Genomic DNA, 22391 nt, shown 5'->3' on the forward strand with positions numbered 1-22391 from the left:
GTTCAGAGCCCTTGACGTTTGGAAGTGGAACGCCGCGATACCCATTGGGCAATGACGGCAAACAACACGATGAACACCAGCAACGTGGTGGAAACCGCAGCCAGGGTTGGGGTGAGCGCCAGCTGGATGCTGTCCCACATCTGCTTGGGCAGCGTGGTATTGATGCCACCGCTGACGAAAATGGCGATGGTCAGGTCGTCGAACGAGGTGATGAAGGCCAGCAGAAACGCGGAGACCAGGCTCGCCGACATGAGCGGCAGGGTCACGGTGCGCAGTCGCGTGAACGCACCGGCGCCGAGAATCCGCGCGGCATCGTCGAGGCGCCAGTCATACTGCTTGAACGCCGCCGACAGGGTGACCACCACGTAGGGCAGGGCCAGTACCGTGTGGCCCAGCACCAGGCCGATGTCCTTGCCCGCCAGGCCAAGCCTGGAAAACAGGTACAACAGGCCCAGTGCAATCACGATGCGCGGCACGATCAGCGGGGCGATGAACAACGCGAACAGGCCTTTGCGCCACCCGGCGCTTACCCGCGTCAAGGCCAGGGTCGCACCGAAGCCCAACACCAGCGCCAGCAGCGCGGTGGCCACACCGACGCCCAGCGAGCGGAACAGGGCCGCCTGCCATACGGCGGACGTGAAGAACTCCTCGAACCATTTCAAGCTGAACAGCTTGGGCGGGAAGGCAATGAACGGGCTGCTGGTGAATGCCAGCGGAACGACCACCAGCACGGGCAGAATCAGCAGCATGACCAGCAGCACGCTGTAACCGGTCAACAGGGCGCCATCGCCACTGCGCCGCGGCGCTTTGCCCCGGCCCGAAAAGCGGTGCCCCAGCCAGATCAGGATCTGCAGACCCATTCCGGACTGACGTTCCTTGGGCGCCTCGCCGCCGAGCGACGACAGCCCGGCGATGCGGTCGTAGATCACGAACACCACCAACGAGCAGGCCAACAGCACCACCGACAGGGCACCGGCGAAGTTCATGTCGAACAGGTCGAGCACCGAGGAAATCACCAACTGCGCCACCATCATTTCCCGTGGCGAACCCAGCAGCGCAGGCACGATGAAGAAGCCAAGGCTGGTGATGAACACCAGCAGACCCGCAGCGGCGATGCCGGGCGCCGAGAGCGGCAGGAAGATGCTGAAGAAGCTCATCGAACCGCTGGCGCCCAGTGTCTGTGCGGCCGGCGCGAGGCGCTGGTCGATGCTGCGCATGATCGGCAGCAGGGTAATCACCGCCAGCGGCAGCATCGAGTGGACCATGCCGATCAGCACCCCCGAAAGTGCGGGGACCAGGCCGGACGGGTTGTCCAGCACGTCGGCGGCGAGCGTGGTCAGCAAGCCCTTGCGTGACAGCAGCAGCATCCACGCATAGGTCTTGACCAGGTAGCTGGTCCAGAACGGCAGCATGATCCACAGCAGCCAACGCTCGCGACCCATGGGCGAGAGCCGGGTGAGCAGGTAGGCCACGGGGTACGCGAGCAGCACCGACAGCACGGCCGTCAGCGCCGAGATCCAGAAGGTAATGCCCAGAACGCGGGCGTACACCGGGGTCGAGGCGATCCGTTCGAAATTGCCCAGGCTCAGCTCGCCGCTGGCGTTCTGGAAACTGCCCATGAGCATTTCCGCCACCGGCAGCAGAAAGAACAGTGCCAGGAAAAGCAGGGCGGGGATGGCCGGAATCAGGCCTTTGCGCCAGTTCATGAGGTGGCCTGCGCGGGCAGCAGGGTGGCCCGTGTGGGATTCCAGGCGATGCCAACCGGGTCACCGACGCGCGGGCTGAGCTCGCGTGAACAGCGCACACTGAAGCGGTTGCCCGAAGGCAGGCGGACCAGGGCGCGGGTGTCGCTGCCCAGGAATACGCATTCATCGACGATGCCCTGCAGCAAGCCGGCAGTGGGTTCGGTCAAGCGCGCGGCTTCGGGCCGGATGAGCAGGAACGCTTCCGTGCCGGCGCTCGGCGCCTGGTGCCCGGCGCAGCCAGCCAGGTCCAGCCGTTGGCCTTCGACCTGCAGGTGGCCGGTGCCGTCGCGTTGGCCCTGGAGCAGATTGGAGTGGCCGATGAACTCGGCGGCGAAGCGTGTTGCCGGGCGATCGTAGAGTTCTTCTGGCGTGGCCAGCTGTTCGATGCGCGCGCGGTTCATCAGGCAGATGCGATCCGAGAGGGTCAGCGCCTCTTCCTGGTCGTGGGTGACATAGATGAACGTAGCCCCCAGTTCCTTGTGCATGCGGCGGATTTCCAGCTGCATGTGCTCGCGCAGGTTCTTGTCCAGGGCGCCCAGCGGCTCGTCGAGCAGGATGATCGAGGGACGGTAGGCGAAGCAGCGGGCCAGGGCGATCCGTTGTTGCTGGCCACCGGACAGTTCGTTCGGGTAGCGATGGGCGAAATCCTCCATGCGCACCATGCCCAAGGCGTCGTCGACCGCCTGGTTGACTTCGCCCTTGGGGTATTTGCGCATGCGCAGCCCGTACGCCACGTTGTCACGCACGCTCATGTGCGGGAACAACGCATAGCTCTGGAACACCAGGCCGATGCCGCGCTTTCCGGGGGCGATGTGGGTCGCGTCCTGGCCATCGATCAGCAACTGCCCGCTGTCCGGTGGGACCAGCCCGGAAATCATCTGCAGCAAGGTGGTCTTGCCCGAGCCCGAAGGCCCGAGCAGGGTCAGGAACTCGCCTTCGCGCACCTGGATATCGGTGGGTTGCAGGGCGACGAACTGACCATAGGTCTTGCCCAGGCCACGGGTTTCAAGTTTCACGCTCATGCATCGACTCCCTTACGACAAGATCCAGGCGTTGAACCGCTCGGTCACGGCAGTGCGGTTCTCTGCCCACCAGGCAGGGCTCGGCAGACGCATGTTTTTCAGGTTCTGCGGGGCGGTCGGCAGCAGCGCCGCGCGCTCTGCCGGGATGAACTCGAAGGATTTGCGGTTGGTCGGGCCGTAGGCCAGGGTGTCGGTGAAGTCGGCCTGGCGCTTGGCATCGGCGCAGAAGCGCACGAACTGTTTGGCCATGTCCGCGTGCGGCGTCCCCTTGGGGATGGCCCAGCCTTCGATCGAATAAAGCCCCTGGTTCCAGACGATCTGCACCGGCGCGCCGTTGTCGATGGCGGCCTGGGCGCGGCCGTTCCAGGCCGAGATCATGTCGACTTCGCCGCTCTGGATGGCTTGCATGGCTTGCGCGCCCGAGGTCCACCACAGGTCGATGTGCGGTTTGATCTTGTCCAGGCTCTTGAAGGCGCGGTCGACGTCCATCGGGTACAGCTCGTCGAGGCTGACGCCGTCCGCCAGCAGGGCCTGTTCCAGTGTGTCCAGCGGGCTGCGGCGCAGGCAGCGGCGGCCGGGAAATTTCTCGACGTTCCAGAAATCTGCCCAGCTCTGCGGGCCGTTGCCGTCCTTGAAGGTGTCGGTGCGGTAGGCCAGCACAGTGGAGTACACGTCGACACCGAGGAAGTTGGCGGTGATGGCTTCGGGAAGCAGGTCAGGGTATTCGCTCGCCGACAACCCGATCGGTTCGAGAAAGCCCTGGGCTTCGAGGTAGGGGATGTCGGCGGAAATGGTCAGGGTGGTGACGTCCCACACGTAGTTGCGGGTTTTTACCATGGCCGAGAACTGCGCCACCGGCTGGGACTCACGCGCCACGCTGATGACTTTGATGCCGGTGGCTTTTTCGAAGGGGTCGTAGAAAGCCTTGCGGTAGGCCACGGTGTAGGGACCGCCGGGGTCGGAGACGATGATCTGTTTATCGGCGGCGCGGACCACGCTGGGCAGGCCGCAGACCAGTGCGACCGTGGCGCCGGCCTTGAGCAACCGACGGCGTCCGGGGTTGGAAGGTGTGTGCATGACAGTCTCCTACAGAAAACGAATGGATCGTTGGGTAGTCAGGACGTCGGCAGTCAAAGCATTGCAAGAGCCGGGGTAGGTACATGGCCGCCGCCGTGCGTGGTGCGATGAAATCATTTCCCGCGGGAGCGGGCTCTGTGGGAGCGGGTCTCTGCCCGCGAAAAGGGCTCCGCGGTATATCAGTGATTCCGCGTTGCTGCCTTCGCGGGCCGAGCCGCGCTCCCACAATCAACTCACTTTCACAAGGCAGGGCTTTATTTGGCGCGGGCCTTGAAGAAGGCTTCCATCATTCGCTGCGGCTCGCCGGAGTCGTATGCCTCCTTCTGCAGGCGACGGCCGGCAGCAATGCAGTCCTTGAAGCCAGGCTCGCTCATTTCGCGGAAGCGCTGCTTGTCCAGGCGCATGGCGATCGGGGGCTTGGCGGCCAGTTCTTCGGCGATTTCCAGGGCCTTGCTCATCACTTGATCGGCTGGCACCAAATGGTGGATCAAGCCGATCTGCTTGCATTCATCGGCGTCCATCAAACGGCCGGTCAGCGTCAGCTCGATGGTGCGCGACATGCCCAGCATGCTGTTCATGATCCACGGACCGGTAGTGCTGGGAATGCCGGAGTTGATTTCTGGCTGGCCCATGCGCACGCCTGGGTGGCCAACGCGGATGTCGCCCAGCAGTGCGACCTGAAACGCGGAACCTGCAGCCGTGCCATTGAGGGCGATGATCAGTGGTTTGGACAGGCCGCGCAGGGTGGCGTAGTAGCGCTCCCACTCGCCGACCCATTCAACGGCGCGGTCCCCGTCGAAATCGTGGGCTTCGGAAAGATCCTGGCCTGCCGAAAAAGCGCGGTCGCCAGCGCCGGTCATGATCACGGCCTTGATTTCCGGGTCGGCGTTGTAGCCGTTCAAGGCTTCGATGATTTCGTTACGCATCGGCGTGGTCCAGGCATTCAGCACTGCCGGACGATTGAGGGTGATGACAGCGACAGGCCCTTTGATTTCTAGCACGATGTCTGACATGTTTATCTCAATGCGATAGTTGATGTGGAATAACGATAGAATTATCTCGCAGGATGCGCAACAGGTTTGTTTGGAAATCTTGGGCTTGAGTAAACGGCTGAAAGATTCGCGGCGGGGTGTCAGGTATTGCGCGGGGGTGGTTTCGCGGCCGATGACCGCTCCTACAGGGTTCAAATCGTAGGAGCGGTCCGTGGCCGCGAAGGGCGCGGCGGGGAGTCAGGTATTACGCGGGGGTGGTTTCGCGGCCGATGACCGCTCCTACAGGGTTCAAATCGTAGGAGCGGTCCGTGGCCGCGAAGGGCGCGGCGGGGTGTCAGGTATTACGCGGGGGTGGTTTCGCGGCCGATGACCGCTCCTACAGGGTTCAAATCGTAGGAGCGGTCCGTGGCCGCGAAGGGCGCGGCGGGGGTATCAGGTAATACGCGGTGGGAGTTTCACGGCCGATCACCGCTCCCACCGTACGGGGGCGGGTCAGGTCACGACGCGGTAGCACGGCACATAGGCTGCGCCACCTGGCAGTTTCATGCGGTTCTGCTCGACGAACGCCTGCAGCAGTTTGTCCAGCGGTTCCATGATCGCGGCATCACCGCGAATCTGGTACGGGCCATGCTCTTCGATCAGACGAATGCCCTTGTCCTTCACGTTGCCCGCCACGATCCCGGAAAACGCCCGGCGCAGGTTCGCCGCCAGTTGATGCGGGGGCAGGGCGTGGCTGAGTTCAAGATCGGCCATATTGGCGTGGGTCGGGTCGAACGGACGCTGGAAGCTTTCCTCGATCTTCAACAGCCAGTTGAAGTGGAAGGCGTCGTTGCGCTCGCGGCGGAACAGCTTCACCTGCTTCAACGACTCGGTCATCTCCCGCGCCACGTCGGCCGGGTTGTCGATGATGATCTGGTAATGCTGCCGAGCCGCTTCGCCCAGGGTCGCCACGACAAACTGGTCCAGCTGCTGCAGATACGCCTGCGCACTCTTGGGGCCGGTCAGGATCACCGGAAACGGCAAGCCCTGGTTGTCCGGATGCATCAGAATGCCCAGCAGGTACAGAAACTCTTCGGCCGTCCCTGCGCCGCCGGGGAAGATGATGATCCCATGACCGACCCGCACGAACGCTTCCAGACGCTTCTCGATATCCGGAAGAATGACCAGCTCGTTGACGATCGGGTTCGGCGCTTCCGCGGCGATGATGCCCGGCTCGGTCAGGCCCAGGTAACGCCCGCCGCTCATGCGCTGCTTGGCATGGGCAATGGTGGCGCCTTTCATCGGCCCCTTCATCACGCCAGGGCCGCAACCGGTACAGATGTCCAGCCGGCGCAGGCCCAGTTCGTGGCCAACTTTCTTGGTGTACTTGTATTCGTCCGAGTTGATCGAATGGCCACCCCAGCACACCACCATCTTCGGCTCGAGGCCGGCACGCAGGGTGCGGGCGTTGCGCAATAGATGAAAGACGTAGTCGGTAATGCCCTGGGAATCGCTCAGGTCGATGCGCTGGCTGTCCAGCTCGCTTTCGGTATAGACGATGTCGCGCAGTGCGCTGAAGAGCATCTCGCGGGTACTGGCGATCATCTCGCCATCGACGAAGGCGTCCGCCGGGGCGTTCAGCAGCTCAAGGCGCACGCCACGGTCCTGCTGATGGATACGCACTTCGAAATCCCGATAGGCGTCGAGGATGGTCTTGGCGTTGTCGACATGGGCGCCGGTATTGAGAATGGCCAGGGCGCACTGGCGAAACAGGGTATAGGTGCTGCCTGAACCGGCGGCACTGAGTTGCTGCACTTCGCGCTGGGAGAGGGTTTCCAGGCTGCCCTTGGGGCTCACCGACGCATTAATCACATTTCTTGGGGCCATTCTATATTCCCTTAACGCAACGTAGCGCGGCCACATGGGCCGCGCCATCCGGATAATGAGCGACTTCACCGGCGCCAGGCTGTCTGGCCCGGGCGCTGAATCTGCTGGTCCTGCGGGTGAAAAACCGGTTCCGCCCCAATCTTGGGGCAGTTGGACACCGGCTTCATCTTACTCCGCGGTGCCGCGCGGCGGTCAACGTCCGTCGCCACAAAAACTTCAATGCAGTGAATCGCTTGGCAGCGCACCGGGTTACCTGTGACACTTACGTTGACCGAGTCGTGAACCTTACACCCACACGCCCGGTCGATAGCTGCGGCCCATTCATTTACTTGTGCCGCTTTCGGGTCAATGCTGTGGATACCTGCCAGCGGTTGTCATGGCCCGTCTACTTCCTGGAGAACACCCCGTGATACTGATCAGACCCTCGGCCACGCTCAAAGCATGGGGCGCCCACGGCTTCACCGCCACCGGCGTGGTGCTGGCCTTTCTTGCCACACTGGCGCTGTTCGACGGCCAGCCGAAAATCTGCCTGCTGTGGCTGGGCCTGGCGCTGGTGGTCGACGGCGTCGACGGTGCACTGGCACGCAAGCTCAATACCCAGTCGTTGCTGCCGCACTTCGATGGCTCGACACTCGATCTGGTCATCGATTACCTGACGTACGTGTTCATTCCGGCACTGTTCATCTATCGCTACATTCCACTGCCCGAATTCACCTTGCTGATCACCGTCAGCATCATTCTGGTGTCGTCGTTGTTCTGCTTCTGCAACGTCAACATGAAGAGCAAGGACAACTACTTCGTCGGCTTTCCCGCGGCCTGGAACGTAGTGGCGCTGTGCATGTACATCATCTCGCCGTCGCCGTGGATCGCGCTGCTCACCGTTGTCGGGCTGGCGCTGCTGACCGTCACCAAGATGAAGTTCCTGCACCCGTTCCGGGTTCGCCGTTTCATGGCGGTCAACATCGCAGTGACGTCGATCTGGTTGCTGTGCACCTTCGTGCTGATCCTCAACCACCCCGCCAGCAACCCGGTGGCCATGGGTCTGTGGAGCTTGATGTCGGCGTACTTCCTGGGTGTGTGCTTCTGGCGCACGGCGGTCGAATGGATCGGCCGCACGCGCACCTAGCAGCCGATCAAGCAGCAGCCGGTCAAGCGCCCGGCAGGTTCAACATCTCGATCCACAAGGCGCCTTTGCCCGAAGGCGCTTCTGCCGTACGGGTCAGCGCACCCGCTGCGCCCACGGCATAGCTGCCCACCTTGTCTGCCTTTTCCCCGGTCACCAGCAACCAGCGTCCGCTGGGCGAGAAAGCGATGTTGCGCGGCTGCTTCTCCTGCAGCGGGTAGTTGCCCTGGAAGCTCAGCGTGCCGCTGGCGGGATCGGCCTTGAACGCCGAGACCGAACTGGTGGTGCGTTCAGTGATGTAGATCAGCTGACCGTCAGGCGATACGCGAATGTCCGCAGCCCAGATACGTGGTGTCGGATCATCCTTGAGATCGTTGTTGCCGGCATTGCGAATCTCGCCGTGCGCCAGGCTCAGCGACTTGGGCACGGCTTCGACATGGGCGACCTTGGTCAGGGCCCCGGTCTGCGCGTCGATGGAAAAGCTGTCGACCGTACCGCTCAGCTCGCCCACCACGTATAGAAACTTGCCGCCTGGCGCGAACGCGATATGCCGCGGGCCGCTGCCGGCGGTGACCGAGGCATGGCCGTTACCGATGGGTTCCAGGGCGCCGCTGCTGTCGTCCAGCGTGAATTGCAACACCTGGTCCACGCCCAGATTGCCTGCGTAGACGAAACGGTTGCTGGGGTCGCTGCGCACGGAGTGGGCGTAGGGGCCGGTCGGGTAGACCTTGATGTCTTCGCCGGGACGGTGCTCGGCATCTATGGGTTGTACGGTCAGCACATTGCCGCCATAGGAAGCACCCATCAGGTAGCGGCCGGTACGGTCGGTGCTCAGGTAGGCCAGGCTGGCTGCCAGCGGGGCTTCGGCGGCGGCGTCCAGTTGGCCGCTGGCCGGGTCGATGCGATAGGCCATGACGCGGAACGGCTTGACCCGAAGGGCGGCGTACAAGGTCGAACCGTCGGGGCTCAGGGCCATGGGATTAACCTGGTCGCCCGCGTGAGTCTGGTGCACCAGCGTCAGCGATCCGGTGTTTTCGTCCAGGCGGTACTGGGAAATCATGCCGTCCTCGGGGCTCGAGATATAGGCGAAGGTACTGGCCTGGGCCAGGCCGCCGGCGCAGCCGATGGCGGCGGCAAGAAGCAGATGTTTACGCATGGAAGAACCTCGGCTTTGTTGTTGTAGTCAGTCATCCTATGAGTGCGTGGTGACGAAGTAAAGCGCCCCGGCTGGGTACGCTGGGCCGATGGCCAGCGTGCCCAGCCAGGCGCCGCCTACAGGGTGTAGTGGACCAGGTGCGGTGCCAATGGGATGCGCGCGACACCTTCATCCAGCACCAGTGGCTTGCCGTCCAACAGGCAGCCACGACCACCGTCGTCGCTGCGCTCCACACTGATGTGCACGTGCCCGCCGGGCACGCGAATTTGCACGCTGAACCCTGCCCACCGGGCCGCGATACGAGGGTCGAGCAGCAGCCATTGTCCCTCGCGGCGCACACCGAGAATGCCCTCGATGCCGGCGCGGTACATCCAGCTGGCCGAGCCGGTGTACCAGGTCCAACCGCCACGCCCGACATGGGGCGCAACCGAATAGACATCCGCGGCGATCACGTATGGCTCGACCTTGTAGCGTTGCACGCTGGCGGCGTCCAACGCATGGTTGATGGGGTTGAGCAGGTCGATCAACGCCAGTGCCTCATCACCGCGGTGCTGCCTGGCGAAGGCCAGGATTGCCCACATGGCCGCATGGCTGTATTGCCCGCCGTTTTCGCGCAGGCCGGGTGGGTACGCCATCAAGTAGCCGGGATCGTGCGGCGAGTGCTCGAACGGCGGAGTGAACAGCAGCGCGATGCCGTCTGCCGGTCGCACCAGATGCTCATTGACTGCGCTCATGGCCTGCTGGGCTCGTTCGGGCTGCGCGGCGCCGGACAGCACGGCCCAGCTCTGGGCGATCGAGTCGATGCGACATTCCGGATTGCCGTCGGCGCCCAGCCACGTGCCATCGTCGAACGTTGCGCGGCGATACCACTGGCCATCCCAGGCGTGGGTTTCCAGCGCGGTCTGCAACTGCAGGTAGGCTTGCTGCCAGCGCTGTGCCCGCGGGCAGTCGCGCCGGGCGGCCAAGGGGATGAACCGCTCCAGGCTGGCCAGCAGCATCCAGCCCAGCCAGACACTCTGGCCGCGACCCTGTTCACCCACCCGGTTCATGCCATCGTTCCAGTCGCCGCTGCCGATCAGCGGCAGACCCATGTCGCCCATCTGCTCCAGGCTGCAGTCCAGCGCCAGGGCGCAATGCTCGTACAAAGAAGCGGATGACGCAGCGGTTTGCGGCAGGAAGAAGCGATCGGTTTCGCCGCTGGCCAGGGGCTCACCTTCAAGGAAAGCGACAGGGGCGTCGAGCACCCCTTCGTCGCCACTGCTGCGAACGTACTCGGCGGTGCAATAAGCCAACCAGGCCCGGTCGTCGCTGATGCGGGTGCGCACCCCCTGCCCGGAATGAGGCAGCCACCAGTGCTGCAGGTCGCCTTCGACGAACTGCCGACCTGCAGCGCGCAGCAGATGTTCGCGGGTCAGGTGCGGTGCTGCCAGGCTCAAGGCCAAGCCATCCTGCAACTGATCGCGCAAGCCGTAGGCGCCACTGGCCTGGTAGAACGCCGAGCGTGCCCACAGGCGGCAGACGATGGTCTGGTACAGCAACCAGCCGTTGAGCATGATGTCCAGTGCCCGATCCGGGGTGCGCACCTGCACGGCTTCGAGCTTGTCGGCCCAGCTGTCGCGCACGCGTTGCAGCACACCGTCCAGATGTTCGTGGCGGTACTTGAGCACCAGACGCTGGGCTTGTTCCAGCGACGGCGCCTGGCCGACCAGCCATACCAGTTCGATCTGCTGCCCAGCTGCCAACAGCACTTCATGCTGCTGGGCGGCACAGGGATCGAGCCCGGCGGCGCTGGCGCCGGCCAACGGCGCCGAGGAGGCGAGCGCAGCCGGGGCGGCGTAGCTGCCGTGACGGCCAAGAAACTCGGTGCGGTCGGCCGTCCAATGGCCGATACCACCGGCCAGGTCGGAAAATGCCACGCGTCCGGCAAAGGCGATGGCGCACGGGTTGCGTGCCAGCAGGGCCCCGGTACGAGCATCCACTTCGCTGATAAGCCCCGCGGCGGTGGCCGCGCGCGAGGTACCCAGCACCCATTCCAGGTAGCTGAACACACTGAGCCGGCGGGGTTTGTCGCTGAGGTTGCGCACGCTCAGACGGCTGATCTTGACGGCGTCCTCCAGTGGCACGTATTGCAGCAGGCCCATGTGCAACTGGTTGGCGCTGTGCTCGAAGCGGCTGTAGCCGAACCCGTGCCGCGCGCTGTAGCGCCCTTCGTCACGCACGGGCCATGCACAAGGCCCGGTGATGATGCCATTGGCGTTGTCGCGTACGTACAGGGCCTCGCCGCTGGCGTCGCCCACCGGGTCGTTGCCCCAAGGAGTGAGCTGGTTCTCCCGGCTGTTCAGCGCCCACGTGTACCCGGCGCCCTGGGTCGAGACCTGGAAGCCGAAGTTCTGATTGGCGATGACGTTCAGCCAGGGTGCCGGGGTACACGCGCCCTGGTCGAGTAGGGTGACGTACTCGCGGCCTTCGTCGGCGAAACCGCCTAGGCCGTTGAAACACTCCAGCACTTCCTCGACCGCCTCGGGGGCGCCGGCTGTAGCGGCAACGCTCGTCGCCCGTTGCGGCCACTGCGCTTTGCGATCAGGTACGCCCTGGCTCGGACGCAGGCCGATCTGCGCATTGATGCATCCGCTGTGGGCGCGCAGCACCAGGCGCGCGGTGGCCAGCAACAGGCTGCGCGCATCGCCCGGCAACAGGTCGGCCCGCAGCGTGTACACCGTACCGCGGCTCAATACCGCGCTGGGTCCGGGTCGCGATTGACTGCTGCGCACTGCGGTTTCCACGGCAATCTGCAGGTCCTGCTGATAGCTGGCGTCACGCTCGTTGAGGATCACCAGATCCACGCTCAGGCGCTTCATTCGCCAGTATTCGTGGGCCAGCAGCAGTTCACGCACTTGCGGCAGATCTTCGATGTCGTCGATCTGCAGCAGTACGACGGGCAGGTCACCCGAGATGCCCATTGGCCACAGGCCGGCCTGGCTGCCTGCACCGCGCAGGATGCTCAGCGCTGGTGCGCGCCATTGAGCGTCAGCGTACAACAGGGACGCGCTCAAGCGCTGGAAGTCGGCTGCCGCCTCGGCGTCGATATCCAGATGGCGCAGTTGCACCTGTGCCTGGGTCCAGGCCAGGGTCTTGGCGCGCTCGTAGGCACTGTGCTCATGGTGCTTGTCGATCAGGCCCAGCAGCGCTTCGCGGCTGTCGGCCACCACGGTCCAGAAGGCGATGTCCACGCTCTGGCCTGGAGCGATGCTGAGGCAGTGACGCAGGGCGAACAGCGGGTCGAGCACCGTGCCGACGCTGTTGGACAGTGTTGCGCCGGACTTCAGGGCGGTGGCCTGGAGCAAGGTGTGCTCGCGGCCGAGAAAGGCGGCGCGGTCGCTTTCGTACTGCACCGGGCCGTCCAGCGGCGTGTCGAGCACTGCGAAGTGAGCGGCCCAGACCTGCGGCTCCTCGCTGCTGCGCGGCCGCCGGGTAGCCACCAACGCGGCATATTCAGGCAGGTACTCGGTAACCACGAACAACTTGGCAAAGGCCGGGTGAGCGCTGTCGGCCGAAGCGGCGCCCAGTACCAGTTCGCTGTAGGTGGTCAGCTCCACGGAGCGGGTCTGCTCGCTGCGATTGGTCAAGGTGAGTGAGCGCACTTCGCTGTCGTCCTCGCCGGACACCAGCACGGTCAATGTACTGGTCAAACCGTCGCGGTGGCTGATGAACTGGGCATGGTCCTCGGCGAACGTGACCTCGCCCAGGCAACCGTGCGCACGGGTGTCGGCAGCGGACCACAGGGTGCCCCGATCCAGATCACGCACGAACACGAACGAGCCCCACGGGTCCAGTACCGGATCTTCGCGCCAGCGCGTCACGGCCAGATCGCGCCAGCGACTGTAGCCAGTCCCGAGACCGGTCAACATCACGCAATAGCGCCCGTTGGAGAGCAGATGGGTGATCGGCGCTGCCACCGGCAGGCCATCGAGGGCGCGCTGGGTGCGACCTTCCAGCGTCTCTGCGGCGACGTTATGGCCGTGTTCGGCAGCGGCTTGCAGGGCTGCGACATTGGCGGGCATGCGCTCCTGCAACAACAGCTCGCTGGCCTGGATCATCGGTTCGCGGTGAAAGCGCTCGCGCATGGCACCGTCGAGCAGCACGTTGGCGATGGCCACCACTGTCATGCCCTGGTGGTGAGCCATGTAGTTGCACACGATTGCCTGCGAAGTGTCCTCGGGCAAGCGTGTCGGGGTGTAGTCGACCGCTTCGTAGAAACCGTACTGGCCGAGCGCGCCCAATGCCCGCAGGGTGGCGAAATTGGCCCAGGCGCCGGGAGCGTCGACCATCGCTGCCAATGCCGTGGCATAGGGTGCGATGACCTGGTCGTCGGCCAGCCCGCGCTTGAGCCCGAGGCCGGGCACGCCGAAGTTGGAGTATTGATAGGTGAATTCCAGATCGCGCGCATTGTAGGCCGATTCGGAAATCCCCCACGGGATGCCCAGCGACTTGCCGTAGGCCTGTTGACGCTCCACCACCAGCCGTTGTGTCTGGGTCAGCAGGCTGCCGGCGGGGGCGCGCATCACCAGGGACGGCATCAGGTACTCGAACATCGACCCGGACCAGGAGATCAGGGCCGAGCCATTGCCCAACGGTGTGGCACTGCGGCCCAGGCGGAACCAGTGCCGCGTGGCGACATCGCCCTTGGCGATGGCGAACAGGCTGGCCAGGCGTGCCTCGGAAGCCAGCATGTCATAGCAGTTGCTGTCCAGTTGCTGCTCGGCGACGCGGTAGCCGATCGACAGCAACTGCCGCTTGCGGTTGAGCAGAAAGCCGAACTCCATGTCCATAGCCATGCGCCGCGCGTTATCGGCCAACGCTCGCAGGCGCGCCGAGGTGTCGCCGTGCAGTTGGCGGTCATCCAGGTGAGCCGCGAACGCCTGTTTCAAGGCTGGCAGCCAGACGCCATTACCAGGGTCGGCCGGGATTTCCCCCAACAGCCTGGCGACTGCCTGTCGACCGAGGTCGAACGGGGTCTGCAGGTGCGCCTGTATCTGGGTCAGCGGTTGGCTGCGACCTTGTTCTTCAATGACCAGCAGCAGGGTGTCGTGCAGCCCGGAGGAGGGGTCCAGCGGACCTTGCTCGGCCCACTGTTCACAGGCATTGGCCAACGCGATCAAATGCCCGGCCAGATTGCCGCTGTCGACCGCCGACACGTACACCGGCGGCAGTGGGCGCAGGTCCTGGGTGTCGTACCAGTTGTAGAAATGCCCGCGAAAGCGTTCCAGCGTCTGCATCACCGCCAGGCTCGCCTCCAGGCGCAGCAAGGTCTGGCGGGTGCCCGCCCAGCCGAAGTCCCGCGCACTGGCGGCCGCCAGCAGGTACAGGCCCATATTGGTCGGTGAGGTGCGGTGGGCAACCACCGGGTGGGGCTGCTCCTGGAAATTGTCGGGCGGCAGGTGGTTGTCACCGGCCGTCACGAAGGTTTCGAAGTAGCGCCAGGTGCGTCGGGCAATCAGCCGCAGGTCCTGTGCCTGCGTGGCGTTCACGGGCGCGCAGGGAGTGATCGAACTGCTGCGGCTGACCCATTGTGCGATGAATGGGGCCGTCAGCCACAGCAGGGCAAACGGCACGATCAGCGCGGCATTGCCAGGCGCCTTGGCCAGTGCGACGGCGCAACCGGCCAAGGCCAGCAGCAGTCCCGGGGCCATGCGTCGAGCGTGTGCGCCAAGGCCAGGGCGCGGCGCTGCACCGGCCTGGGCGGCAGTGGTCCATTCCAGCAGCAGGCGCTTGCTGTGAAAGACCCGGTACACACTGCGGAAGATGGCATCGAGCATCGACCAAGCCTGGTCGGGCAACCACGCCAGGTCGAGCACGAACTGCCAACTGGCCAGGCGCAAGTCATGGGTCAGGCGCTGGCCATGGCTGCGCCAGAGTACCGCCGGGCGCTTGCGCGGCGCGGCCAGGAGCAGTGCCCACATGGCAGGCAGGGCGCTGCAGGCAAGCACGGCGAAGGTTGCGATCCAGGCCGCCGGCCCAGGCAGGCACCAGGCGACCAGCAGGGCGCCCAAAGTGGCCGGCGCCACCAGCGAACGACGCAGGTTGTCGATGATTTTCCAGCGACCAAGTGCCGGCAGTTGCGCCTTCAACAGCCATGGCAGCAACTGCCAGTCGCCTCTTGTCCAGCGGTGCTGCCGGCGCATCGCGACGTCGACCCGCGCCGGAAAGGCTTCGACCACTTCGATCTCGCTGACCAGCCCGGCCCGCGCGTGAATCCCTTCGAACAAGTCATGGCTGAGCATGCTGTCGTCAGGTACACGGCCGTCCAGGGCGGCCTCGAAGGCATCCACATCGTAGATGCCCTTGCCCGTGTAGGACCCTTCGCCGAACAGGTCTTGATAGACGTCCGATACCGCTGCGGCATAGGGGTCCACCCCGCCTGGGCTGGAGAACACCCGCTGGTACAGGGAGCCTTCGGCGTCGAGCGGCAGGCTCGGCGTGACCCGTGGCTGGAGGATGCCGTAGCCGGTGACTACGTTGCGTCCGTCGCGACTCAGCCGCGGTCGGTTGAGCGGGTGCGCCAACTTGCCCACCAGCCTCTGCGCGGCGTCGCGGGGCAGACGTGTATCGGCGTCCAGGGTGATCACCAGACGCACGTCTGCCGGCACGGTCTGCTCACCGAAACTGGTGTGCGCATCGCCGCGCAGCAGTCGGTTGAGCTCGTGCAGTTTGCCGCGCTTGCGCTCCCAGCCCATCCAGCATCCCTGTGCCGGGTTGTAGCGGCGCTCGCGGTGCAGCAGCATGAATCGCGCGCCGGCCTCGCCCGGACCGTGCCGCCGGTTGAGTGTGGCCACGGCCGCATGGCCGGCCTCGAGCAGGGTCTGATCGTCGTCCCTGTGCTGTTCAGCGGCGTCACCGCCATCGACCAGCAAGGCAAAATACAGCTCGCCACAGTTGCCCGACAGGTAGTGCACTTCCAGTTGCTCGATGTCTTCCAGCAGATCTGCCTCGCTGCCCAGCAGCGTGGGCACAGCGACCAGGCTGCGCCATGGGCTGGGCACGCCTTCGAGCATGTCCAGCCCCGGCAGGGCGATGGCGCCGAAGGATCGTGTCACCGCGCGGTTGAGCAGGGCACTCGCCAGCTGTGAGGCGGGCAGCGCGCCCAGCACCACCAAGGCCGTCAGCCACAGGGCCGGCGCGGCGGGCAGCAGTGCCACCAGGATGGCCAGCAGCCCGGCGGTCAGTGCCAGCAGCAGGCCGACATAGCCGCCAACGCCCAACTGCCGTTGCCAGCGCAGCCAGCGCAAGCCGACTGATGGATGGAAATCTATCGCCGCTTCCAACAGCGGTCGGCCTTCGGCGATCAGTACGTGGCCAGGATCGGCTTCGCGTTCCTGCTCGGGCCTGGCGCTGGTCAACTGCAGGGCCTGCTCGGCAATCTGCAGTTCGGAAAAGGTGGAGCCGCGTGCCAACTGTTCGATGGCACTGCGGTAGAGATTGCGTGTGGTGAAATCCATGGCGGCGAAACGGCTGCCCGCACGCAGCCTGGCGTCCACCAGGCTGACGTCTTCGAACCATTGCGCCCAGTCCAGTGACGAAATCTGCCGCAGGCTGGTGATCACGTTGCGCACACTGAGGTTGGAGGCACCTTGGCGCTGCTGGGCGTGACTGACGGCCTGGCCGACGCTGCTGTTCTGTTCGTGCAGGCGTTGTGCAAGCCAGGCCAGGGCCGGGGTGGTGATCGGGTCCTTGTCGCGCAGGCGCTTGGCCAATTGCGCGGCGAACAGTTCCGACAACGGCTCGGCGCTGCGGCTGCGGATGTCGTCGTCCAGCGCACTTTGCGCACAGCCGGCAGCGAACAGGCGATCGGCCAGGGCTTCGGCATCCAGGCGAGCGAGGTCAGCGGCGGTGATCTGATCGGTCAGCCGTCGCAGGTTCTCGATCAGCACGATCCGCAGGGTGATCGCCACCGCCCACAACTCGCCGATGGTCAGCGGCTGGACCTTTTGATAGGCGTCGATGAAGCGCTGCAGCGTCGCTGGATCAAAGAAACTGTCGGTATGCGCGACGAACGCCCACGCCAGGCCGAACACCCTTGGGTAGCCGGCGAAGGGCCCGCTCGCCAGCTTGGGCAATTGCCGGTAATAGCCTGCGGGCAGGTCCTCGCGGACACCGCGGACGTGCTCTTCGACCAGAGGGTAGTTGTCCAGCAGCCACTGGGCAGCGGGAACCACGGCGATTCCATCGGCCACCGCCGCCGCGCTGGCCCGGTAGGCCACCAGCAGCACCTGAGCGTTGTCCTTGAGGCGACGTTGCAACGACAACACCCGTGGCGGCCGGGCGCTCACGGTCTGCGCAGCAGCCAGGCTCTGGGCATGCTGTTCGAGGCGTTCGATACCGAACAGTTCTTCACGTACGGGGGCGGTGGCAAGCCAGGGATCGCTGCGCAGGGCAGCCCGGAAGGGGGTATTCAGAAACGCGTTCATGGCGGTTGTCCGTTACCCGAAGGGGCCATGCAGCATGGCACATCCAAGGATGTGCCAGTGGACAGTTCGCCGTCGTTGCGGAGAAAAGCGGGTTACAGGCTGGAACGCAGGGGGATTTCTTCGCGCATGACCTGGTGGCCTTCTTCGGGGTTGCCGATCATTTCATCGTGGGCATTGCCCTGCACCAGAAACAGCTTGATATCGGCGACACCGGACAGCACCTTGCGCGCTTCCTCCACCGAGGCCACGTGCAGGGTCGCACCCTTGGCATCGGCCACCGGCTGCGACACGCCTTCCAGGATGGCGTGAAGCACGTATGAGCCACCTTCCATGGACACCAGGTTCACTTCGCTGACTTCGCCATTGTTGACGTGACTACTCAATTTATCGATGTTCATGCACGACCTCGAAACGGCGTGATGGACCGGAATGGCCATCGCTTTTGCCTCATGCATGGTTTGAGGCGGCCCACACCGGCGGAGTTCAATCCAGTGGCGGTGTGCCGCCCATGGCGGCAACCCAGGTCAGATCTTCCAGCGCCCGGCGGTCTTGGCCAGCAGTTGCTGCAGTCCATCGAGGTTGTTGACCAACTGCAGGGTCAACAGGCGATAGCCGATCAGCTCACCGGGCACCACATTGGGCGCGTCGGCATCGACGCCGGCATAGTTGCGCTCGAGCCGCTCGGTGGCACCGTCGCGCAGCGCGCGGGCCATGCCCACCAGTTGCCGACGAATGTGTCGGTGTTCCCCGCTCAGGCACTGCTGCAATTGCGCCATGGCATTGCGGTCGGTGCCGCTGGGGCGCAGGTTGGCGAGGATTTCCAGGGTGCTCAGGCACAAGCGGAAGTGGCCCTGGATCGCGTCCAGCTCGGTCATGGAAATCTTCACTTCCTTGGACACCGACGGCAGCAGCGAGCGCAACTGGACCATGTTCGCGTTGAGCTTGGACATCAGCTTCAAGTGCTCGTCGGCCGACACCGGCTGGCCGCTGACGATGCGGCTGTGGATGGTCGCGCAGCCGCGCAGTCCGGTGGCCAGGTTGTAGCGCCACGAATACACCGCATACAGCGGCAGGGCGAATGAAAACGCCAGCGCCAGGGCGATACCGATGAGAATGTCCACGGTGCGCCACAGGCCATCGGTGATCGGGTTATCGCCATGGCCGGCGACGATGAACAAGGTGATGGCCGAGAGCAGCGCGGTATAGCCGCCCTTGCCGATGGCGTGGTAGGCGAAGAAGCCGCACGCCACCGACATCAGCAGGTAGGTCACGATGGGCATTTCGAAGTAGTTCTGCTGGGCCACCACCGCCAGCCCGAGCGCGGCACCGATGAGCGTCCCGTAGGCACGTTCGACCGATTTCTTGCCGATGTTGCCGTGATGCTGCAGGCCGCCAATGACGATCAGCAGGGTGACCGAGGCCCATTCGCCGTGGGGCAGGCTGAAACCGCTGGTCAGCAGGATGGACACCAGCAAGGCGGCGACGATGCGCGCCGCGTGGATCAGGCGGGCATGCCGGTAACGGCGGTAGGGATCGAGCAATGGCCGCAGGACGCGACGCAACCAGACGGGTAGGGCGATAGATTTGAATGCATTCATCCGTTAAATGACCATGGGTGCCTGGAATAAGTCCGCCACGCAGTTGTCGACTTTGGGCTGGAACCTAAATTGTGTCATGGCCGCGGCCATTTATCTCGTTCAAGGAATGCTTTCGTCGATGCCTGCCTTCTCCCGCCTCAAGACTTTTCTGGGCCAGGCCCGGCGCGCCCTGCAGTTGGTGTGGGCGACCTCGCCCGGCCTGTTGCTGGGGTTGGTGCTGGCCACGCTGGCTGCGGGCATCCTGCCGGCACTGGCCGCCTGGCTGGGCCAGCGCATCGTCGATGCGGTGGTGGCGGCCATGCAGATGCACCAGCAAACCGGTGCGGCGCCCCTGTGGCCAGTGCTGCGCTACGTGCTGATGGAAGCCGGCGTGCTGGCATTGCTGGCCGCGGCGCAGCGCGGCCTGTCCGTGCAGCAGGCGCTGCTGCGGGTGCAACTGGGGCAGAAGGTCAATACGCTGATTCTGGAGAAAGCCCAGACCCTGTCGCTGATGCAATTCGAGGATTCGGAGTTCTACGACAAACTGGTACGGGTGCGCCGCGAAGCGTCCACGCGACCGCTGGCGTTGGTGAGCAAGTCGCTGGGGCTGGTGCAGAATCTGATCTCGCTGGTCAGCTTCGGCGTCTTGCTGGTGCATTTTTCCCCCTGGGCATTGGCGATTCTGGTGGTCGGCGCGTTGCCGGTGTTCTTTGCCGAAGCGCATTTTTCCGGGGATGCCTTCCGCCTGTTCAGTCGTCGCGCACCGGAGACGCGTCGGCAGAACTACATCGAAACGTTGCTTTCCCACGAAGGCTATATCAAGGAGGTGAAACTGTTCGGTTTTGCGCCGTTGTTGCTGCAGCGCTACCGCGACACCTTCACCAAACTGTATAGCGAAGACCGCCGGCTGACCTTGCGCCGTGACGGCTGGGGCTTCGTGCTGGGGCTACTGGGTACGGCGGCGTTCTACCTGGCCTACGCTTGGATCGTCATCGATACGGTGAACGGCCATATCACCCTGGGCCAGATGACCATGTACCTGGTGTTGTTCAAGCAGGGCCAGAGTGCGGTGAGCAGCAGCCTCACGGCGATCGGCGGCTTGTATGAGGACGGCCTCTACCTGGCTGACCTGTATGACTACCTGGCCTACCCGGTGCAGCCTGCGCAAGGCGATATCACCCAGGGCGTAAAGCCCGGCGATGGCCTGCGCTGCGAAGGGCTGGGTTTCAGCTATCCCAGCGCGAGCCGCGCGACGTTGCAAGGCATCGACCTGCACCTGGTACCTGGCAAGAGCCTGGCGCTGGTGGGCGAAAACGGGTCGGGCAAGACCACCTTGATTAAGCTGCTGACGCGTCTGTACCGTCCGGACCAGGGGCGCATCCTGCTCGACGGCAGCGACCTGCAGGAATGGCAGGAAGACGCGCTGCGTCAGCGTATCGGCGTGATTTTCCAGGATTTCATCCGCTATCAGTTCAGTGTCGGGGAAAACCTGGGGGTCGGTGATACGCGCGCGTTCGACGACACGCAGCGCTGGCGCGAGGCAGCGGTGCAGGGCACGGCCGAGCCGTTCATCGAAGGTCTGGAGCACGGCTATGCCACGCAGTTGGGACGCTGGTTCGCGGGCGGCCAGGAGCTGTCCGGCGGGCAATGGCAGAAGTTGGCCCTGTCCCGCGCCTACATGCGCCGCGATGCCGACATCCTGATACTCGATGAGCCCACCGCAGCGCTGGATGCCAGCGCGGAAGCGGCAGTGTTCGAGCATTTTCGCGAGTACGCCCAGGGCCGCATGACGCTGCTGATTTCCCATCGCTTTTCAAGCGTGCGCAACGCCGATCATATCGTGGTGCTGGAACAGGGCAGGGTGCTGGAGCGCGGCGATCATGAACAATTGATGGCCCAGCGCGGACGCTACGCGCAACTGTTCGACCTGCAGGCGCGGGGTTATCGCTGACAGGCCTACCGCATAACGCCCATCGCGGCCGATGACCGCTCCTACAGGGGAAGCGCAATCCCTTGTAGGAGCGGTCTGTGGCCGCGAAAGGTGCGCTGCGGTTTTACCGGTTCACCGCGTGCCATTCTTCGCGGGCAGAGCCCGCTCCCACAGGGGGCTGTGATTCGTAGGCGAGAGCGGCCGTCTATGGCTTGATCCCATGATGCGAGTAGCCCGATGCAAGCGCTTTTGGTTGAGATACTGGATGCCGTCCGCCCCCTGATAGGGCAAGGCAAGGTTGCCGATTACATCCCGGCACTGGCCGATGTGCCTGCCGCGCAGCTGGGCATTGCCGTCTACGGCAACGACGGCGAGGTGTTCAGCGCAGGCGATGCGCACACGCCGTTTTCCATTCAGAGCATCTCCAAGGTGTTCAGTCTGGTCCAGGCGATTGGCCACTCGGGCGAAGACATCTGGCAGCGCCTGGGCCACGAGCCCTCCGGACAACCCTTCAATTCCCTGGTGCAGCTGGAGTTCGAGCGCGGTCGGCCGCGTAACCCGTTCATCAATGCCGGTGCGCTGGTGATCTGCGATATCAACCAGTCGCGTTTCGCCGCACCGGCGCTGTCCATGCGTGACCTGGCCAGACGACTGTCGGGCAACCCCCAGGTGATCGTCGACGGTCGGGTGGCGGAGTCGGAGTACCAGCACCGCGCGCGCAACGCTGCCATGGCCTACCTGATGAAGTCGTTCGACAATTTTCACAACGATGTCGAGGCCGTGCTGCGCAGCTATTTCAGCCACTGCGCACTGCGCATGGACTGCGTCGACCTGGCTCGCGCGTTCTGCTTCCTGGCCAATGATGGCTACTGCAAGCACAGTGGCGAGCAGGTGTTGAGTCGGCGCCAAACCCAGCAGGTCAACTCGATCATGGCCACCAGCGGTTTGTATGACGAGGCCGGCAACTTTGCCTACCGCGTCGGCTTGCCTGGCAAGAGCGGCGTGGGTGGCGGCATCGTCGCAGTGGTACCGGGGCAGTTCACCGTCTGCGTCTGGTCGCCGGAGCTCAATCCTGCCGGAAATTCCCTGGCCGGCATGGCGGCCCTCGAGCTGCTCAGCGAACGGATCGGCTGGTCGGTATTCTAGAAGTGCGGCGAGTCACGTTACCTCCGTAGGAGCGGTCACCGGCCGCGAAGGGCGCGATGCCGTGCGCCTGACCGACCGTAGCGCCCCATTCGCGGCCATGGACCGCTCCTACGTAGAATCCCGGCACCTCCGTAGGAGCGGTCATCGGCCGCGAAGTGCGCGACGCGGTATGCCTGAATGACCGCGCTGCCCTTTTCGCGGCCACGGACCGCTCCTACGTGGAATCTCGGTACATCCATAGGAGCGATCATCGGCCGCGATTAAACAAAATGTGACAGGTTGCGGTGCCCAA

General features: G+C 64.5%; 12 protein-coding genes. 3 read left to right on the forward strand and 9 right to left on the reverse strand.

The genetic code is table 11. The annotated features are described in order from the left end of the window. Positions 1 to 2 precede the first annotated feature (2 nt). From IFT80_RS03370 to ppnN, 5 genes are all read right to left on the reverse strand, one after another. A complete protein-coding gene (locus IFT80_RS03370; RefSeq protein ID WP_122799930.1) occupies positions 3 to 1706 on the reverse strand; it encodes an ABC transporter permease subunit in 1704 nt (567 codons plus the stop codon). Beyond that, positions 1703 to 2767 carry an ABC transporter ATP-binding protein gene (locus tag IFT80_RS03375; RefSeq protein WP_192136748.1) on the reverse strand — a complete coding sequence of 355 codons (1065 nt, stop codon included), beginning with the start codon at positions 2765 to 2767 and terminating at the stop codon, positions 1703 to 1705. The genes IFT80_RS03370 and IFT80_RS03375 overlap by 4 nt, the downstream gene beginning before the upstream one ends. Before the next feature lie 12 nt (positions 2768 to 2779). Beyond that, the gene (locus tag IFT80_RS03380) at positions 2780 to 3844 is read right to left on the reverse strand and encodes an ABC transporter substrate-binding protein (RefSeq protein WP_122476971.1); all 1065 of its coding nucleotides are present in this window, start codon (positions 3842 to 3844) and stop codon (positions 2780 to 2782) included. Between the two features lie 254 nt (positions 3845 to 4098). Continuing rightward, complete coding sequence (locus IFT80_RS03385; protein WP_192057155.1) at positions 4099 to 4857, reverse strand: enoyl-CoA hydratase/isomerase family protein; 759 nt, start codon at positions 4855 to 4857, stop codon at positions 4099 to 4101. A gap of 471 nt (positions 4858 to 5328) precedes the next feature. Next, complete coding sequence (gene ppnN / locus IFT80_RS03390; protein WP_192057154.1) at positions 5329 to 6702, reverse strand: nucleotide 5'-monophosphate nucleosidase PpnN; 1374 nt, start codon at positions 6700 to 6702, stop codon at positions 5329 to 5331. 406 nt (positions 6703 to 7108) lie between these two features. On the opposite strand from ppnN, the gene pcsA reads away from it, so the two are divergent. Further along, entirely contained in the window at positions 7109 to 7828 is a 720-nt protein-coding gene (pcsA, locus tag IFT80_RS03395; RefSeq protein WP_240998720.1) for a phosphatidylcholine synthase, read from the forward strand. Positions 7829 to 7850: 22 nt separating this feature from the next. On the opposite strand, the gene IFT80_RS03400 is transcribed toward pcsA, so the two are convergent. The 4 genes from IFT80_RS03400 to IFT80_RS03415 form a co-directional block, all read right to left on the reverse strand. Further along, entirely contained in the window at positions 7851 to 8981 is a 1131-nt protein-coding gene (locus tag IFT80_RS03400) for a lactonase family protein (protein ID WP_192136749.1), read from the reverse strand. A gap of 116 nt (positions 8982 to 9097) precedes the next feature. After that, positions 9098 to 17446 carry a GH36-type glycosyl hydrolase domain-containing protein gene (locus IFT80_RS03405; protein ID WP_192136750.1) on the reverse strand — a complete coding sequence of 2783 codons (8349 nt, stop codon included), beginning with the start codon at positions 17444 to 17446 and terminating at the stop codon, positions 9098 to 9100. A 92-nt stretch (positions 17447 to 17538) separates the two neighbouring features. Continuing rightward, positions 17539 to 17844, reverse strand: coding sequence for a DUF6482 family protein (locus IFT80_RS03410; RefSeq protein ID WP_122477040.1), 306 nt, complete (start codon positions 17842 to 17844; stop codon positions 17539 to 17541). Positions 17845 to 17970: 126 nt separating this feature from the next. After that, complete coding sequence (locus tag IFT80_RS03415) at positions 17971 to 19044, reverse strand: FUSC family protein (RefSeq protein WP_192136751.1); 1074 nt, start codon at positions 19042 to 19044, stop codon at positions 17971 to 17973. Positions 19045 to 19162: 118 nt separating this feature from the next. Here IFT80_RS03415 and IFT80_RS03420 point away from each other — a divergent pair, with 118 nt between their 5' ends. Continuing rightward, entirely contained in the window at positions 19163 to 20974 is a 1812-nt protein-coding gene (locus IFT80_RS03420; protein ID WP_192136752.1) for an ABC transporter ATP-binding protein, read from the forward strand. A 216-nt stretch (positions 20975 to 21190) separates the two neighbouring features. Continuing rightward, complete coding sequence (gene glsB, locus IFT80_RS03425; RefSeq protein WP_122476984.1) at positions 21191 to 22099, forward strand: glutaminase B; 909 nt, start codon at positions 21191 to 21193, stop codon at positions 22097 to 22099. The last annotated feature ends 292 nt before the right edge of the window (positions 22100 to 22391 follow it).

Source organism: Pseudomonas sp. CFBP 8771, assembly GCF_014841695.1.
GTDB lineage: Bacteria > Pseudomonadota > Gammaproteobacteria > Pseudomonadales > Pseudomonadaceae > Aquipseudomonas > Aquipseudomonas baltica.

Excerpts from the sequence above, each read along its gene's own strand:
- IFT80_RS03385 (WP_192057155.1), bottom strand. The coding sequence starts at position 4,857 with ATGTCAGACATCGTGCTAGAAATCAAAGGGCCTGTCGCTGTCATCACC.
- IFT80_RS03420 (WP_192136752.1), top strand. The coding sequence starts at position 19,163 with ATGCCTGCCTTCTCCCGCCTCAAGACTTTTCTGGGCCAGGCCCGGCGC.
- IFT80_RS03380 (WP_122476971.1), bottom strand. The coding sequence starts at position 3,844 with ATGCACACACCTTCCAACCCCGGACGCCGTCGGTTGCTCAAGGCCGGC.
- IFT80_RS03415 (WP_192136751.1), bottom strand. The coding sequence starts at position 19,044 with ATGAATGCATTCAAATCTATCGCCCTACCCGTCTGGTTGCGTCGCGTC.
- IFT80_RS03410 (WP_122477040.1), bottom strand. The coding sequence starts at position 17,844 with ATGAACATCGATAAATTGAGTAGTCACGTCAACAATGGCGAAGTCAGC.
- glsB (WP_122476984.1), top strand. The coding sequence starts at position 21,191 with ATGCAAGCGCTTTTGGTTGAGATACTGGATGCCGTCCGCCCCCTGATA.
- IFT80_RS03405 (WP_192136750.1), bottom strand. The coding sequence starts at position 17,446 with ATGAACGCGTTTCTGAATACCCCCTTCCGGGCTGCCCTGCGCAGCGAT.
- IFT80_RS03370 (WP_122799930.1), bottom strand. The coding sequence starts at position 1,706 with ATGAACTGGCGCAAAGGCCTGATTCCGGCCATCCCCGCCCTGCTTTTC.
- IFT80_RS03400 (WP_192136749.1), bottom strand. The coding sequence starts at position 8,981 with ATGCGTAAACATCTGCTTCTTGCCGCCGCCATCGGCTGCGCCGGCGGC.
- IFT80_RS03375 (WP_192136748.1), bottom strand. The coding sequence starts at position 2,767 with ATGAGCGTGAAACTTGAAACCCGTGGCCTGGGCAAGACCTATGGTCAG.
- ppnN (WP_192057154.1), bottom strand. The coding sequence starts at position 6,702 with ATGGCCCCAAGAAATGTGATTAATGCGTCGGTGAGCCCCAAGGGCAGC.